17 protein-coding genes are annotated in these 15,165 nt (G+C 60.9%); 14 read left to right on the top strand and 3 right to left on the bottom strand.

Translation table 11 applies throughout. The features are described from left to right. Positions 1-86: 86 nt before the first annotated feature. From KDL09_RS05980 to KDL09_RS05995, 4 genes are read left to right on the top strand one after another with little or no spacing between them, the layout of a single operon-like run. Positions 87-992, top strand: a complete 906-nt coding sequence (locus tag KDL09_RS05980; protein ID WP_294382694.1) for a thiamine-phosphate kinase — start codon at positions 87-89, stop codon at positions 990-992. After that, entirely contained in the window at positions 989-1,408 is a 420-nt protein-coding gene (tsaE, locus tag KDL09_RS05985) for a tRNA (adenosine(37)-N6)-threonylcarbamoyltransferase complex ATPase subunit type 1 TsaE (RefSeq protein WP_294382695.1), read from the top strand. The genes KDL09_RS05980 and tsaE overlap by 4 nt, the downstream gene beginning before the upstream one ends. Beyond that, positions 1,405-2,052 carry a tRNA (adenosine(37)-N6)-threonylcarbamoyltransferase complex dimerization subunit type 1 TsaB gene (gene tsaB, locus KDL09_RS05990; protein ID WP_294382697.1) on the top strand — a complete coding sequence of 216 codons (648 nt, stop codon included), beginning with the start codon at positions 1,405-1,407 and terminating at the stop codon, positions 2,050-2,052. The genes tsaE and tsaB overlap by 4 nt, the downstream gene beginning before the upstream one ends. A gap of 4 nt (positions 2,053-2,056) precedes the next feature. After that, entirely contained in the window at positions 2,057-2,905 is an 849-nt protein-coding gene (locus KDL09_RS05995) for an SMP-30/gluconolactonase/LRE family protein (protein WP_294382700.1), read from the top strand. Here the strand turns inward: KDL09_RS05995 and KDL09_RS06000 are convergent, their stop codons facing one another. Beyond that, positions 2,906-3,913, bottom strand: coding sequence for a phosphodiester glycosidase family protein (locus tag KDL09_RS06000; protein WP_294382702.1), 1,008 nt, complete (start codon positions 3,911-3,913; stop codon positions 2,906-2,908). A 100-nt stretch (positions 3,914-4,013) separates the two neighbouring features. Between KDL09_RS06000 and KDL09_RS06005 the strand changes: the two genes are divergently transcribed. The 7 genes from KDL09_RS06005 to KDL09_RS06035 all read left to right on the top strand — a co-directional run bounded on the left by KDL09_RS06005 (position 4,014) and on the right by KDL09_RS06035 (position 10,894). Continuing rightward, positions 4,014-5,306, top strand: coding sequence for an acetylxylan esterase (locus KDL09_RS06005; RefSeq protein ID WP_294382704.1), 1,293 nt, complete (start codon positions 4,014-4,016; stop codon positions 5,304-5,306). Between the two features lie 488 nt (positions 5,307-5,794). Continuing rightward, positions 5,795-5,956, top strand: coding sequence for a hypothetical protein (locus KDL09_RS06010; protein ID WP_294382706.1), 162 nt, complete (start codon positions 5,795-5,797; stop codon positions 5,954-5,956). Between the two features lie 51 nt (positions 5,957-6,007). Further along, on the top strand, positions 6,008-6,253 hold the full coding sequence (locus KDL09_RS06015; RefSeq protein ID WP_294382708.1) for a hypothetical protein: 246 nt from the start codon (positions 6,008-6,010) through the stop codon (positions 6,251-6,253). A gap of 145 nt (positions 6,254-6,398) precedes the next feature. Beyond that, a complete protein-coding gene (locus tag KDL09_RS06020; protein WP_294382709.1) occupies positions 6,399-6,641 on the top strand; it encodes a hypothetical protein in 243 nt (80 codons plus the stop codon). Positions 6,642-6,868: 227 nt separating this feature from the next. Next, complete coding sequence (locus KDL09_RS06025) at positions 6,869-7,612, top strand: hypothetical protein (RefSeq protein ID WP_294382711.1); 744 nt, start codon at positions 6,869-6,871, stop codon at positions 7,610-7,612. 10 nt (positions 7,613-7,622) lie between these two features. Next, complete coding sequence (locus KDL09_RS06030; RefSeq protein ID WP_294382714.1) at positions 7,623-9,479, top strand: serine/threonine-protein kinase; 1,857 nt, start codon at positions 7,623-7,625, stop codon at positions 9,477-9,479. Between the two features lie 389 nt (positions 9,480-9,868). Next, complete coding sequence (locus KDL09_RS06035) at positions 9,869-10,894, top strand: HNH endonuclease (protein WP_294382716.1); 1,026 nt, start codon at positions 9,869-9,871, stop codon at positions 10,892-10,894. Between the two features lie 327 nt (positions 10,895-11,221). On the opposite strand, the gene KDL09_RS06040 is transcribed toward KDL09_RS06035, so the two are convergent. Next, on the bottom strand, positions 11,222-11,893 hold the full coding sequence (locus tag KDL09_RS06040) for a vWA domain-containing protein (RefSeq protein WP_294382719.1): 672 nt from the start codon (positions 11,891-11,893) through the stop codon (positions 11,222-11,224). Positions 11,894-12,024: 131 nt separating this feature from the next. Between KDL09_RS06040 and KDL09_RS06045 the strand changes: the two genes are divergently transcribed. Then, complete coding sequence (locus KDL09_RS06045; RefSeq protein ID WP_294382721.1) at positions 12,025-12,990, top strand: WYL domain-containing protein; 966 nt, start codon at positions 12,025-12,027, stop codon at positions 12,988-12,990. A gap of 9 nt (positions 12,991-12,999) precedes the next feature. Here KDL09_RS06045 and KDL09_RS06050 read toward each other — a convergent pair whose 3' ends face one another. Further along, positions 13,000-13,917, bottom strand: a complete 918-nt coding sequence (locus KDL09_RS06050) for a LysR family transcriptional regulator (RefSeq protein ID WP_294382723.1) — start codon at positions 13,915-13,917, stop codon at positions 13,000-13,002. A gap of 71 nt (positions 13,918-13,988) precedes the next feature. Here KDL09_RS06050 and KDL09_RS06055 point away from each other — a divergent pair, with 71 nt between their 5' ends. Next, positions 13,989-14,918 (top strand): metallophosphoesterase, encoded by a 930-nt coding sequence (locus KDL09_RS06055; RefSeq protein ID WP_294382725.1) that lies wholly within the window; start codon positions 13,989-13,991, stop codon positions 14,916-14,918. Positions 14,919-14,921: 3 nt separating this feature from the next. Next, positions 14,922-15,165 (top strand): hypothetical protein (locus KDL09_RS06060; RefSeq protein WP_294382727.1); only part of this gene is annotated, 244 nt, incomplete at its 3' end.

The following is a 15,165-nucleotide window of genomic DNA, read 5'->3' on the forward strand; positions in this document are numbered from 1 at the left end:
AAATGATCAATCCCGCGTCACGGGGTTCGTCATTCCGGCTTCGACATTGATTCGTCATTCATCATTCTGATTTCGTCATTCCAACCATGCCCACTCTCGCCGACATCGGAGAAGACAAGCTCATTCGCAGACTCATGCGCGGCGTGAAACTCGACCGTGATGTCATCGCGGGCGCGGGTGATGACTGCGCCGTCGTCCGCAGCACGAAAAACGAGCACACGCTGCTCAAGACCGATGCGCTCGTGCAGGACGTGCACTTCACGCTCGACACGCCGCCGAAGCTCATCGGGCGCAAGGCCATCGCACGTGTCGTCAGCGACTTCGCCGCCATGGGCGGCACACCGCGGCATGCCATGATCACCCTCGTGGCTCCACCAAACATGGAGGTCGAGTTCCTGAGCGAGATCTATCGCGGCATGAAGGCCATCGCGAAGAAGTATGGCATCAATCTCGTCGGCGGAGAAACCTCGCGCGGACTGGTGCTCATGCTCTCCGTCTCCATGACCGGCACCGTGCCGTCGAAACGCTGGCTCTCACGCAGCGAGGGCAAAGCGGGCGACGTGCTCCTTGTCACCGGTCATCTTGGCGGCTCGATCAGAGGCAAGCATCTCAAGTTTGAACCGCGTCTCGAAGAAGGCCGCTGGCTCTCCGAAAATGCCCACCCGCACGCCATCATGGACATCAGCGACGGTCTCGCCAAGGACCTGCCACGTCTCGCGCTCGCCAGCGGCACGCACTTTCAAGTGAACGTGGCTTCCCTGCCCTGCAATCCCGGTTGCACCTTCGATCAGGCCTGGGGCGATGGCGAAGACTACGAACTCCTGCTCGCCGTGAATCCACGAACATTGCCTTCCTTGATGCGGAAGTGGAATGAAGCCTTCCCCAAACTCCCGCTCACCGTCATTGGCAAACTCGTGCCTCCCGGCGAAGGTCGCCCGCCGGATTTCGAAAGCACCGGGTGGGATCATTTCGCGCTCAGTTCTGACGCATGATCACGCTTCGCACCGCCGATGACGCCCACGTCTGGGGCATGCAGCTCGCACCGACACTTGTGGCGGGCGATGTCATCGCGCTGGTTGGCAATCTCGGTGCGGGCAAGACGCAGATCACGCGCGGGATCGTCGCAGGCATGGAATCGACGTCCGATGTGACGAGTCCCACCTTCACGCTGGTTCACGAATACCTCGACGGCCGTTTGCCGGTCTTCCATTTCGATTTCTACCGCATGGAAAACGCCGCCGAGGTCATCGGCATCGGCTGGGACGAGTTCCTCACCGAACCCGGCGTCATCGTCGTCGAGTGGGCCGACATGTTTCCTGATCTGATGCCGCCAAACACCCGCTGGTATCACATCGAAGCCTTGCCGGATGGCTCGCGCCGTGTCACGGAAGGGCCGCCCGCTCAATGACACAGACTCTTCTCGCCCTCGATCTCTCCACCGCCCACGGCAGCATCGCCGTCGTGCGTGGGGACGACGTGCTGTTCCGGTCTTCGTTTCAGTCCGAGCGCTCGCACAACGCGCAGGTCTTTGCGCCGCTGCGTGAAGCACTCGCGGCTGCGGGCGATGAGCTCACTGGCATCGTCATCGGCAACGGCCCCGGCTCCTACACCGGAGTGCGCATCGCCATCGCTGCGGCGCAGGGCATCGCGCTGTCGCGAAAGGTTGGGTGCATCGGCTGGTCTTCGCTCACCGCGCCCGATGTCGAGGCGCCGGCCAGTTACTCGATCGTCGGTGATGCACGCCGCCAGAGCTTCTACCTCGCCCGCGTGCAGGAGGGCCGCCTGCTGCCCGATCTTGAAATCGTTTCCGCCGATGTGGCACGCGAGCGCACCGCGAACGGCGACACCTGGCTGACCTTTGACCCGAAGCCGCCGCTGGCGCTTTCTCAAGTCATTGCCGCCAGACCAGATGCGGCAAAGCTGGCGAAGGCGGTGCAAACGTTGAGCGCCGACGAGCTTGCCGAACTCGCCGCCCGACCTCTCATTCCGCACTATCTCGCCGAGGCCTTCATCACGATGCCGAAGCGTCCTGTCATCACCTCCCAACCCTGACACCATGAAACCCGAACCCATTTCCCATCATGTTTCCGAATGGGGCGAAGGCCCGATCTGGCACGGCGACCGCCTGCTCTATGTCGACATCGAAGCGCACAAGATCATCGCTTTCACGCCCACCAGCGGAGAAGAAAAGATCTGGGATGTCGGGCAGCGCGTCGGCACCGTGGTGCCGCGTGCGAGCGGCGGACTGGTGTGGGCGGGCGACCACGGCTTCTATTTTCTCGATGAGGCCACCGGCGTCAGCACGCCGATCGCCGATCCCGAACCGGATCTGCCGGACAATCGTTTCAACGACGGCAAATGCGATCCCGCCGGACGTCTCTGGGCCGGCACCATCAACTTGAAGAAACAGGCCGAGGCCGCGCTCTACTGCCTGAACACCGATCTTCTCGTGAAGAAAAAGTTCGCCCCCGTCACGAACTCCAACGGCATCATCTGGAGCCGCGACACGCGCACGATGTATTACATCGACACCCCCAGCAAAAAGCTGCGCGCCTTTGACTTCGACAACGACCACGGCGTCATCAGCAACGAGCGCGTCGTGTGGGACACCAGCGCGGATGCCTCCGTGCCTGACGGCATGACCATCGACAGCGAGGACCGTCTCTGGGTGGCCTTCTGCCACGGCGCGAAGGTCGTGTGCTTCGATCCCAAAACGCAGAAGGTCGAGATGCAGATCGACTTTCCCTGCATCGAAACCACCGCCTGCGCCTTCGGCGGACCGGATCTGCGCGATCTCTACATCACCACCGGGAAGAAACCCGGACTCGATGAAGCCGAGGCCGGCCGTCTCTTCGTCTGTCGTCCCGGCGCGCAGGGCGTGCCCGCGTTCGTCTTCGGCGGATGATCAGCCCCCGTCGCCGCTGAGGATCACCGGCGCCTTGCGCCGCACACCGATGTAAACAGGTGAGCGCTGGCGTTCGAGCCACCGGTGGGTGAACGGAAGCTGGTTGTTGAAGGCGTGGAAATGCCACGGGCCGTCGTCGGTGCGGATGGAATACTGCAGCGCGCGTCCGCCGTCCAGCAGCGTGGCGTGCTGCACGTCGAGCTTGCGCGCGATCTCGGTCACCTCGCTCACGTTCATCACTCCGCCGTCTCCGGAGAGGACAAAGACGATCATGCCGTCCTTGCGCATGCCGCCCAGCGCGCGGTAGCTGATCTTCGATCCGTCGAAGAACTCGTCCGGCTTGAGGTCCACATAGGAAAAGGTGGTGTGGTTCTTCATCACCGAGGGATAGACCTGGCAGCCCTCCTGGATCAGGCCGGGCACCTCGTTCAGCAGCGACTTCGGCCCGAACCACGGGCGGCCGTCCTTCACGAAGAAGCAGCCGCTCCATTCGCCGAACGGCACATTCACCTGCCGGCCCTCGTGATACACCCAGCCCATCGGCCGCCCTTTCGGATCGCGGAAGTTTCCGGTGATGCAGAACCACAGGTTCTCCTCGGACATCCGCTCGCTCGAGGTCGTGAGCTCAAACTTCGGCCGGTAGGTCGTCATGAAATCAAAGCGCTCGGGTGACAGCGTCACCACCTGCACCTCCGCGCCGAAGACGCGCTGCGCCATGTCGGCGAGCGCACCGCCCTCCCGGCGCACCCTGAGCGTGGACCACACCATCCCCGTCTCACGATGGCGCTCGATCAGCGCCGCCTCGAGATCCCCCACCGTCAGCGCCACGGCGGGTTTCCAGTCGCCGCGTTTGGTGCGGATCTGCAGCGGGTTTTTGGAATCCCGCACGCTGACGGCCACCAGGTTGCTGTTCAGATTGAAGAAGAACTCACCGGCACACCACACCACCAGCAGGCCGAGGAGGGCCAGCAGCAGCAGTTTTTTCAAACATCCGCGTTTTCCGGGCATGAGACCGCCAGCATGAAGCACATGACATGCCGATCAAGAACGATGTCACCACAGCGAGTTGAAGATTGATTCGCACGGAGCCCTGCCCAAGCATCCCTGCATGATGATGAAACCGCTCTCCGCCCTCTTTCTCCTCGCCGCTCTCAGCCTGCAGGCCCAGACACCGGCTCCCTCTCTCACACTCAAGGCGGTCACCGATCACGCCGACGCTTTGTATCATGTCGGTGACACGGCCACCTTCACCATCGAGGCCATGCAGGACGGCAAACCGCTCGCCGAAGGCAAGGTCGTCTGCGTGCTCTCCAAAGACGGCGTGCAGCCGCAGCCGCCGCAGACCTTGAACGTGAAGGACGGCAAGGCCACGCTCGTCGGCAAGCTCGATGAGCCCGGCTTTCTGCAACTGCGCGTGACGAGCGGCAAGGCCTCCGCCATGGCCGCCGCAGGTTACGATCCGCTCGAACTCAAGCCCAGCATGCCCGTGCCGGAGGACTTCGACGCTTTCTGGAATGCGCAGAAGGCCGAACTCGCGAAGGTGCCGATGAAATCCACCCTCACTCCCGTGACGAGTCCTTCCAAAGCGGTCGAAGCCTTTGATGTGCAGATCGACTGCGTCGGCAAACCGGTGAGCGGTTACTTCGGCCGCTTCAAAGGCGCGAAACCCAAATCTCTTCCCGCCATCCTTCACGTACACGGCGCCGGCGTGCGCAGTTCCAATCTCGGCAGCGTTTCATGGGCGGCCAACGAAGGCGGCATGCTCTCGCTCGACATCAACGCCCACGGCCTGCCCAATGGAAAACCCAAGGAGTTCTACGATGCCCTTGCCGCCGGTGAACTGAAGGACTACCGCACGGCGGGCAACAAGGATCGCGAGACGGTCTATTTCAAAGGCATGTTCCTGCGCCTGCTCCGCGCCCTCGACTTCCTCACCGCGCAGCCCGAGTGGGATGGCAAAACGCTCATCGTCTATGGTGCCAGCCAGGGCGGCTTCCAGGCCTTCGCCGCCGGCGGACTCGACGAACGCGTCACCTTCTTCTGCGCCGGAGTCCCTGCAGGCTGTGATCACACCGGCAGTCAGGCCAACCGCATCGCCGGCTGGCCGAAGCTCGTCCCGCTCGATGCCGAAGGAAAGGCGGACCCCGCCGCGCTTCAGGCCTCGCGCTATTTTGACAACGTCAATTTCGCCACCCGCGCCCAATGCCGCGGCGCCGTCGTCACCGTCGGCTTCATCGACACCACCTGCCCGCCCACCAGCGTCTATGCCGCCTACAACGCCCTCACCCTTCCCAAGGCCATCCACACCGACGTCCTCACCGGTCACACCAGCACTCCCGCCGCCAGCAAGTTCATGCAGGAGGCCGCCTTCAAGCATGTGCGTGAAATGAAAAAGCCGTGAGGCTCCCATGAAGCCGAAGGGCAACACTCCCGCGTTGTCTTCCATGGTAGGGACGCACTTCTGGAAAGGGGCGCGGGCACTCTTGCCCGCTGCTTGGAAGATGCGGGTAGGAACGCGCTTCATCCTTCGCAGTCTTGCTACGGAGAATGGACACGGCGCGCCCCATTTTTTTCATCGGCTCCCGCGCTCCTGCGTTGCCCACTTCGGCAAGGCGGAACCGAAGCGAAGATAGCCCGCCGCAGGCTGCCCGCAGGGATGGCGCAGCCAGGCAACCTTGCCCTCCCGCCTTTGAGCGGCCCCTACGAGAATCGAACTCGTGTCGTGTGCGAGTTTGTCAGCTCTCTTCCGCCCACGTGAAGACCCCGTTGGGGAGCGGGTGAAAAATATTTTCAGAGCTCACGCAGAGTTGGGACGCGGACCGGTAATCCATCAGCAGAGAGGCAAACCTGCCGATCGATTCAAACAAACAACAAACACATCCGCATCCCATGAAAACGAAACTCACCCTGTCCCTCCTGCTCCTCATCACCTGCGCGTCCTTCACCCAGGCGCGGGCCGACCAGTCCTTCACCGACCGCGTGAAACAGGTGCTCACGGAACGCCCGCACTCCGTGCGCACTCCCACCGCCGTGGCCGCCGTCCGCGGTTAACCACCCACCTCCAAAAACCCTCATCTCCATCCTTCAACCCACCCCACCCTTATGAAAACGACCTTTCTTCATCTCTGCCTCCTCACCGCCGCCTTTGCCGGCGCCCATGCCGACACGCTGGACCGTCTGCCCACCTGCCCGCCGGAATTTCCAAAGTTCCCCAAACCGATCCGTCCCTGCCTGCCGCTGCCGCCCACCGCGGATCCCTGGGACCAGTTTGCGGTCACCGGAACGGACGACGGCTGCGTGAAGCTGCCAGGCAAGCCCATCCGCACCTCCACCACCCGCCCCGTCTGAACGAAGCACCAGAAACAGCGGCCTACGGAACACACGGAACACACGAAAAGGCGTCCGGCTCCTGATCCGATCCTTTTTGAGCCTCTTTCGTATTTTTCGGCCAACTCAAAAACGAAGAACCAAGAACCAAGAACCCACACTCGTCATGAAAACATCCCTCCATCTCATGCTGCTGCTCCTCGCCGCCGTGCAGGCACCGCTCTCCGCGGCGGACTCGAATGACAAGCTCGACGCGGCGAAGAAACTCGTCGAGCGCATCCGCGAGGCGGATCCGCCCCGCGAATCCGGCAGCACCCGCACGCCGGAACAGGCGATCAAGGAATACAAGGAGTCGGGCTCGGCCAACGCAGGCTATCACCTGAAGTTCAACCCCGTTCCCCCTCCGTGATGCCCTGTCCAAGGAACGAACAGGAAAACCGAAGGCAGCGGACAAACCATCCGCTGCCTTCGCTCGTTGGTGCGTCCCTACCGTGGATGGGAGGGCAGACCGCCGTGTCTGCCGAAGTCGGCAACGCAGGAGCGTTGCCCTCCCGTGGAATGACGGGACCTGGAAGGTCCCGCTCCTTGGCCACCCGGCAGGCTTGCCGTTTTCACTTTGCCCGGTAGCGTGCGCGCATGAGCACCGAGGGCGAGATGTTTCCACCAACACGATGGTCACAACTGGACCGCCTCAAAGCGGGCGATGAAACGGAGAAGCGCGAAGTTTTGGGCACGCTCTACCAGCTCTACCGCAGGCCGGTGATGGCCTTCCTGACACGCCGCGGCTTCGGCCACGAGAAGGCGGAGGACATGGTGCAGAATTTCTTCCTCTACTCGATGCAGCATCATCTGTTTGAAAAGGCGGACACGGAACGCGGCCGCTTCCGCGGGCTGATGCTCTCCGCGCTGCAGCATTACGCCGCCAACGCGCACCGGCATGACCAGGCGCAGCAACGCAGGCCTGCGGGCGGATTCGTCGCAGCGGACGAGGTGATGGCCGAAGGCGGCAACAGCGCCATCCTGGGCGTGGACCGTCACACACCGGAGGACGCCTTCACGCAGTCATGGGCGCGGACGCTGCTCGCGCGCGTGGTGGACACGCTGGAGCAGGAATGCCGGAGCACCGGCAAGCAGACGCACTTCGAGATCTTTAAACGCTTCATGCTGCTGCCCATCCTCGACGGCGTGCCCGCGCCTTCGCAGCGCGACATGGCGGGCGAGTTTGGACTCACGGAAAAGGAAGTGGCCAACCGCCTCGTCACCGCACGCCGCGCCTACCAGAGACTGTTGCGCGAGGAGATCGCCCAATACGCGGCGGACAGCACGGAGGTGGACGCGGAGATCCGTGATCTGTTTGCCACACTCAGCAGGCCTGCCTGAAACTCCCGCCATGTCCTCCCCTCCGCCGGATCCCAACTCGCGCCGCCTGCGTGATCTGCTGTCGGCGCTGAGGCGCGGATTGATCGATGCCGGTGAAGCGAAGTCGGTCCTCAGCTCGGGCGGCTCGGTGCTCGACCGTCTGCAAAAAGGACACGCGCTCGAAGCCGGCGGACTCGCCGACCTGCTGGGGATCGACAGCGGACCGCTGAGCGAGCCGGAGCTGCATCAGCAAATCGACCGTGAGTGCGACTTTCTCGATACCGTGCCCTTCCAGCCCGGCGAGCGCATCGGCGGGCGCTACGAAGTGCTCAAGATTCTCCATGGCGGCTTCGGTCTCGTTTATCTCTGCCGCAGTCTCGGTCCGGAGATCTATCGGCGCGGAGATTCGCTCGCCGCCTTGAAGAGTCCCCTGCCCCAGCACGTGACCAATCCGGAACTGTGCGAGCTGTTTGTCGCGGAGGCGATGAACTCCGTCGCGCTCAGTCCGCATCCGAATCTCGTGCTCGCCTACGGCGTGGAGACGTACAACCGCATCCCCTTTCTGGTGATGGAACACATCACCGGAGGACGGACGCTCGCGGCGGAAATCATCCACGGTCTCACCGACTGGCGCACCACGCTGCGCCACGGACTCGACATGGCGCGCGGACTGGCGCATGCGGCGAAGGAAGCGCAGCTCGTGCATGCGGATCTGAAACCCGCGAATGTTTTGATCACCGCCGACGGCACCGCGAAGGTGAGCGACTTCGGCCTCTCGGTCACCGGTGGCAATGCGGATGATGTGATCGCGGGCACGGACGGATTCATGGCGCCGGAGATGCTCGCACGCCGTTCCGGCCGTAGCACGGCGGCGGACGTGTATGCCTTCGGCGTCACCCTGCTCTGCTCCGCCATCGGTTGTTTCCCCGACACGCCGCGCCCTGCCGATTTCTGCACCGCCGAGCACATGCCCGAACCTCTCGCGGCGCTGCTGCGCCAATGCCTTGCCACCGATCCCAAGGCAAGGCCCGCGAGCTTCCAGGAAATCGCCGGCCGTTTGGAAAAGCTGTTTCCCACCCTGCTCGGCACCGCGCCACCGCAGGCGCCGGCTCCCGACTCGCCGCTGCAGGCCGATGCCAAAGTGAACGCCGCGCAGACCTGGCTGAATCTCGGTCAGCCCCTCAAGGCAGGTGCCGAGATCGAGCGGGCGCTGAAGCTGAATCCCGGGAACTGGAAGGCGCATCAGATTCAAAGCTGCATCCACATGGAGAGGAGGAACTTCGACGCCGCCTTCCGCAGTGCTTTGAAAGCGCAGCAGCTTGCTCCGGATGATCCGATCCCCGCCTCCGCCCTCGCGCAGGCGGCCTTCGGCCTCGGCGATCGCGACGAAGCCATGAAGTGGACCGAACGGGCGCTGCGGCTCGCCTTCCACACCAACCGCATGGGCGAGCTCGACAACGCCTCCGTGCTGATCGTCGAACTCTTTCCCTCCGACGAAGCCCGCGACCTGATCGATGCCATCCTTGCCGCACAACCGGACGCGGCCGTCACCTGGAACAACCGCGCCATCCTCATGCGGCGCATGAAGCGCCCTGACGAGGCTCTGAAGAGCGCCGATCGTGCCATCTCCCTCAACGCCGCATATGCCAAGGCCTGGGTGAACCGCGCCAACGCACTCATCGAACTGCACCGGTTCGACGAAGCAGAGACCTCCGCCTCACAGGCGCTCGATCTCGATCCCTGCCTGCCCGGCGCCTACTGCGCCAAAGCAACAGCATTGGCACAAACCGGCCGCCTGCCCGAAGCCCGTCAGGTCATCCGCAACGCCATCTCGATCCTCCCCGCTGACCCGCTCATCCAACGCGCCGCGCAGGTGTTTTCACGGTGAGCGCGAACATCATCGGTCCGATGAAGTGCAGCCCATCAGGACCGCTTTTGTTGCCGCCAGTCGCGGCTTTGTGCACCGATCTGAATGTCGTCCAATGAACCCTTGAACCAACCAACACGGATCTTCGGACTGGCGAGAGCGTCATCAGAATTCCCATTCTTGACGATGCCCTCGCAAATTGTCGAAACGAGATCGCCACGCAGTCTTCTCCACGAATCGAAGCACTCGTCACAAGCTGAAGAGACTCGATGACCTCTCACCTTCCTCACGCTTAGATCAACTCACCCATTTAGTCGACCACTTCACCTACTTGGCAGGGTCTAACCGTTACGGGCAGTTCCTGGCGTGTCTTCGTACCGAATGAAGACTTATCACAAGGACGCAATCTCGTGGGAGACGTCACATTTCATCCGCCCCTCTCAACCGGCTTCGGCTTGCCTTATGTTCTGCTGCATCAACTATGCCACATGCGGCGAGCACCAAGGAATGACATCAACGAAGCCGTTGAGGCGCTGTATCACCTCCACGTAAGCGTCGTGGGTTCAGCGAGTGGGAGACATGAGCGTCCGCATAAACCGATCCTGCTTCTGGCAGTGATGGATCTGATTGCACAGGGCAAGGTTACTCCGGACCATGTTTCGTGGGGTCAGGAACTGCGGAGCCGATTCTCTGTTTATTTCGAACTTGTTCGTGGATCGAATGATCAGTGCACTCCGGAGAATCCCTTTTTGTATTTGCGTCAGGAAAAGTGGTGGACCCCGTTTCAACAGGACACCAAAGGCGCTGCACCATTGGAGGCCACACCGACCGTGGGTCAGGCCAATGCCAATATCGTCTTTGCCAAGATCGTTGCGCCCGTCGCCAACTGGCTCATCACTCCTGCAGACCGGTTGTGCCTGCGTGAAGCGCTCGTCGCACGCTACTTCCCCCATGCCCGCGAAGCAGTGAGCCGACTCTTCCTGGAGGGTTCTGTTCAAGAAACGCCGGGCGCGCCTGAACCGGACGCCGATGACACTTACGCGCACCCGGGGCGCTCTGCCGGATTCCGCCGCAAAATCCTCGAGATTTACGATTGCCAATGTGCTGCCTGTGGCCTCCGCATCAAACTACCGCAGATTAAGGATCTCACCTTTGTTGATGCCGCACATCTCATTCCTTTTGAATTGGGGCACAACGACCATCCGAGCAACGGCATCGCTCTATGCAAAAACCATCACTGGGCCATGGACCGCTTCCTCATCGCACCGTCGCCAGATGGGCACTGGCAGGTCTCAGCAACACTCGTAGCGCGGCGTTCTCCCGGTGAAAAAGAGCTTTTGGAGTTGAAGAATGAACGTGTGCTCAAGCCCAGCGAGCCAGCCTTCCAACCCTCTGAGGAAGCACTGTTGTGGCGATGCAAAAGGCTAGCCGCTTGAGTTTTCAATCCTCGGGGACACCGGGCACGAAAGTGGAATGCATTCGCTTCTTCGTGGGCGATGAAGAAGAATCCGAATGGGAGCAAAACCGCATCGGAAATTAAATGGAATGGCCTGATTGCTGGCGAATCTGGCAGATGAAACCTCCGAGGCCGGATGCCACGAGCACGAGTGCAATCGCCAGAAAGCCAGTCAACAGTGCCACGACACATCCAAAGAGATTGAAGACGGACATGATGACCAACGGAGCTGGCCTCATGGCTGCCCTGATTGGTGCATGCCGCGTGGCAAAGCGGAGCAGACGATGATGCCAGGGGCGACGACGGTTCATGGCTTCTGCTCCTCCTCCCTGATGATGTCATCCATGGACATGGCTTCATCCACCGTAGCCTGAGCGTCCATGGCGCCGATGCTCTTCAGGCGCATCGCGCGGACCTTGCGGGCCATGGCGCTGCCGGTGGACTTCACGCCCTTTTCATTGAAGCTGACATTGCCGCTGAAACTGGCGCTGATGCGCATGTGGCCGGCGGTGGCGATGGCGTCCTGATTGGCGGCAAGAAAGAGAAACTCCCAGCCCTTTTCATCGCGGTAGAGGCGGATGAGGTCGCTGATATGCTTGATGCTGTATTCCCGAGATGCATTCTCTTCGCCATCAGTGAAGATCGCGAGGATGACCTTGCCGGGTTTCTCGGCGTCAGGAAGACCGCTGAGGCGACGATCGGTCTCCTTGATGGTGCGGCCGATGGCATCGAGCAGGGCGGTGCTGCCACGTGGCGTGTAAGTGGCGGCAGTGAGCTGTGGCACGTCCTGGATCGGACGGGCGGAGACAGGAACTTCGTAGGCGTCATCAAACTGCACGAGCGTCAGGCGGGCGTCGCCGGGGACGTCGAGCTGGGATTTGACGAAGTCATTGAAGGCGGCGACGGCGGGTTCCTGCATGGGTTGCATGGAGCCGGAGCGGTCGAGGATGTAGGCAATTTCGGTGAGGTGTGGATTCATGATCACCGTGAATTATCCACAGGGGGTCGGACATTCGCAGGGTGACAGTCAAAGTTTATGGATTAAATCCCCTTTGAGTGTCCAAAGCGTCCCCTTCCCCATCTCTACGGTCAGGCGTCAGCCGTCCGGCCATGTGGCGTGTGCTGGAGATCCACAAGATCATCCGTGCAGGTCGTCATCCGAACTGTTCGACGCTGGCGAAAGAAATCGAGGTGACACCGAAGACCATCCAGCGGGACATCAGCTTCATGCGCGACCAGCTCGAACTGCCGCTGGAATACCATCCGATCAAGCGCGGCTACTATTACACTCAGGAGGTCAACGAGTTCCCCATGCTGCATTTGTCGCGGGCTCACCTTGTGGCGCTGTTTTTGGCACGTCATGCTCTGGAACCTCTGCGAGGCACCCGGCTGGAGCGAATGCTGGCGGACAGTTTCAGCAAGATCGCCGGAGCTTGTCCAGGCGAGGTCTCCATTGAATGGCACGAACTCGATGATGCCTTTTCGGTGAAGGCTTCGGGAGTGCTGCCTGCGGACGTGACATTGTTCGGCGATTTGCTGGATGCCATTCGAGGGACGCGGGAGGTGAGCTTTGACTATCACAAGCTCTCAGCCTCCAAGCCCGAACGTCGCTCGGTTCGTCCGCATCACATTGGTCAGATCGAACACGGCTGGTATCTGATCGCCTTTGATCCCGGTCGAGATGCCATGCGCACCTTTGCGTTGCAGCGCATTTCAAACCTCGAGATCCACAAAGCAAAATTCACGCGCCAAGCCGGGTTCAATGCCCGCGATCATCTGGGCGGTGGCTTCGGTGTCTGGAGCTATTCGGGCGAGCAGAGAAGCAAACACGAAGTGCACATAAGATTTGAAGGCTATGCGGCAAGAATCGTGACCGAACGCCAGTGGCATCCGACCCAGGCCATACGGAAGCTCAAGGCGGACGGCAGTGTGATCGAGTTCCAGGCGGACCTATCAGGACTCGAAGAAATCACCCGCTGGGTCTTGAGCTGGGGCAGCAAGGCAAAGGTGCTGGGACCACCGGAGTTGAAGAAACGCGTAGAGGATGAGTTGGCGAAGATGACGGCCAAGCCATGATGTGGGACATCACTTGTGCAGCGCAGCAGCGATCTGCCCAATCACATCCGGTTCCACCCCTCTCCGGCGCATCTGACGTTCGTTCCAATGCAGCACCAGATGGCGTCCATACTTTTTCAAGGGCGCAAAGGCGCGGATGATGACCTGGTTGGAATCAAGGCCATGAATACCCACCGAAGGCAGCACTCCGGCGCATGTGCCTTGCTCGATAAGCTGACGGGCCTGCAACATGGAGTTGCACTCAATGAGCGGGCGAAAGTCCACCCCGGCATCGGCCATCGCCTGACGGATCGTGAGATCGAGCTGTCCTCCATCTTTGCCGGCTGTGAACGGCAGCGCCTTCCACACCTTCGGGTCATCAACTGCATGGGGAGGAACGCCTCGCTTTAGCAGGCACTTGGGCACACAGAGGTGGAAGGTGATCTGACACACTGAGATACGTTTAGCCTCTCTGAACAAGGCGTCTTCGCGCACGATGGCAAAGTCCACCCTGCCCTCTCCCACCGCCTCAACCAGCGATCGACTGCGGAGTGTATCAAGACGAACCGTGGACTGATCAAGCGCATCTCGTATGCCCTTCAACGCCGGCAACACCAGCCAGTCGATGATGCTTGCTCCAGCGCCAACTGTGAACGTCTTTTTCACCTCGGTCTGCTCATTGCGGAAGTCGTCCAGATCCTGCAACTGCTGACGAATGAGGTTTGCCAGGCGTTCCCCTGCGGAGGTAAGGGCCAGTGTTTTGCCACGACGCAGGGTCAGTTCAGCGCCAAAGAAAGTTTCCAACTCACTGATCTGCCGGCTGATCTGGCTCTGCCTGTTCACGTCGCCCGGAGCAGCCTTGGCAATGGAGCGGGCATCGGCAAAGGCAAGAAAGCTGTGGAGCCGGTCCAACGACAGCCCGCTGCGTGAGAAGAGATTTTCAAACATGATTAAACAGTCATGGATACTGCATTTTGCACGGTAAACAATACAACACCTGACATTACCATGGGTGTGTCATGAAAACACAACCCTACGACCTGATCGGCGACATTCACGGACAGCACGCCAAACTCACCGACCTGCTGGCCAAACTCGGCTACGAACCTCTGGGAGAGGGCTTCCGCCATCCCGGGGGGCGAAAAGTGATCTTTCTGGGCGACTACATCGACCGTGGTCCCAAAGTTCGCGAGGTGCTTGTTACTGTGCGCAGCATGGTCGAGAGCGGAGATGCCTTGGCCATCATGGGCAATCATGAATACAATGCCGTCTGCTGGCACACTCCCAATGGCAGGGGTGGCTGGCTTCGTCCGCGTCGCCTGGATCGTGACAGCGGTTTGAAAGTCACTTTGAAACAGTTCGCCGGACGAGAGGATGAGTGGAGCGAGTGGCTGGAATGGATGCGGCGGCTCCCGATGTTTCTGGATCTGGGAGAGTTGAGGGCGGTTCACGCCTGCTGGGATGCCAAGCGCATCAAACGACTAGAGGGCGAAAGCATCGCTAATGACAGCTTCCTGCATGCCAGCGCTGAACGCGGAACGTCGATTCATCGCGCCGTGGACCATGTGTTGAAGGGACCTGAGATGAAGATGCCCGAGGGCTGTCACTACCACGATAAAGACGGCGTGGCTCGTAAAGCCGTGCGGGTTCGCTGGTGGGACATCCCAGAAACGGGCCGGATCAGTGATCTGGCCATGCCCGAACCCTTCGATGCGCCTGGTGATGCGGACGAGGATGAACTGCGACGGGTGCCTGACTACGGTGTTCACGAACCACCCGTGTTCTTCGGCCATTACTGGATGCCAGCCAGCCGTGAGAAAGCACCGTTGCGTCACAACCTCGCCTGCCTTGATTTCAGTGCGGCAAGAGAAGGCCCCATGGTTTCTTACCGGTGGGATGGAGAGCGCCTGCTCGATCCTGGCAAGTTCGTCGTGGGAAACCTCAACTGACTCATGAAACTTGAACTGTCAGCCTTCCTGAATGCCGCCCGTCATTGCGCCATGCAGATGATGACGAATGCCACCTACATGAAGGATCACCTTCATGAGGTGACGTTGCCTGGAGAAGTCGTCCCAAAAATCGAAGTTGCCTTTGAGTCACTGATTGGAACCAAACATGATGTCATGAGCGCAGTCCTCGAACTTGCTGACATTATGGAGGAACGGGACCCTTGTGACATTCCCAGTGAACGAACCC

Source organism: Prosthecobacter sp. (assembly GCF_020439865.1).
Classification (GTDB): domain Bacteria; phylum Verrucomicrobiota; class Verrucomicrobiia; order Verrucomicrobiales; family Verrucomicrobiaceae; genus Prosthecobacter.

Excerpts from the sequence above, each read along its gene's own strand:
- KDL09_RS05980 (WP_294382694.1), top strand. The coding sequence starts at position 87 with ATGCCCACTCTCGCCGACATCGGAGAAGACAAGCTCATTCGCAGACTC.
- tsaE (WP_294382695.1), top strand. The coding sequence starts at position 989 with ATGATCACGCTTCGCACCGCCGATGACGCCCACGTCTGGGGCATGCAG.
- tsaB (WP_294382697.1), top strand. The coding sequence starts at position 1,405 with ATGACACAGACTCTTCTCGCCCTCGATCTCTCCACCGCCCACGGCAGC.
- KDL09_RS05995 (WP_294382700.1), top strand. The coding sequence starts at position 2,057 with ATGAAACCCGAACCCATTTCCCATCATGTTTCCGAATGGGGCGAAGGC.
- KDL09_RS06000 (WP_294382702.1), bottom strand. The coding sequence starts at position 3,913 with ATGCCCGGAAAACGCGGATGTTTGAAAAAACTGCTGCTGCTGGCCCTC.
- KDL09_RS06005 (WP_294382704.1), top strand. The coding sequence starts at position 4,014 with ATGATGATGAAACCGCTCTCCGCCCTCTTTCTCCTCGCCGCTCTCAGC.
- KDL09_RS06010 (WP_294382706.1), top strand. The coding sequence starts at position 5,795 with ATGAAAACGAAACTCACCCTGTCCCTCCTGCTCCTCATCACCTGCGCG.
- KDL09_RS06015 (WP_294382708.1), top strand. The coding sequence starts at position 6,008 with ATGAAAACGACCTTTCTTCATCTCTGCCTCCTCACCGCCGCCTTTGCC.
- KDL09_RS06020 (WP_294382709.1), top strand. The coding sequence starts at position 6,399 with ATGAAAACATCCCTCCATCTCATGCTGCTGCTCCTCGCCGCCGTGCAG.
- KDL09_RS06025 (WP_294382711.1), top strand. The coding sequence starts at position 6,869 with ATGAGCACCGAGGGCGAGATGTTTCCACCAACACGATGGTCACAACTG.
- KDL09_RS06030 (WP_294382714.1), top strand. The coding sequence starts at position 7,623 with ATGTCCTCCCCTCCGCCGGATCCCAACTCGCGCCGCCTGCGTGATCTG.
- KDL09_RS06040 (WP_294382719.1), bottom strand. The coding sequence starts at position 11,893 with ATGAATCCACACCTCACCGAAATTGCCTACATCCTCGACCGCTCCGGC.
- KDL09_RS06045 (WP_294382721.1), top strand. The coding sequence starts at position 12,025 with ATGTGGCGTGTGCTGGAGATCCACAAGATCATCCGTGCAGGTCGTCAT.
- KDL09_RS06050 (WP_294382723.1), bottom strand. The coding sequence starts at position 13,917 with ATGTTTGAAAATCTCTTCTCACGCAGCGGGCTGTCGTTGGACCGGCTC.
- KDL09_RS06055 (WP_294382725.1), top strand. The coding sequence starts at position 13,989 with ATGAAAACACAACCCTACGACCTGATCGGCGACATTCACGGACAGCAC.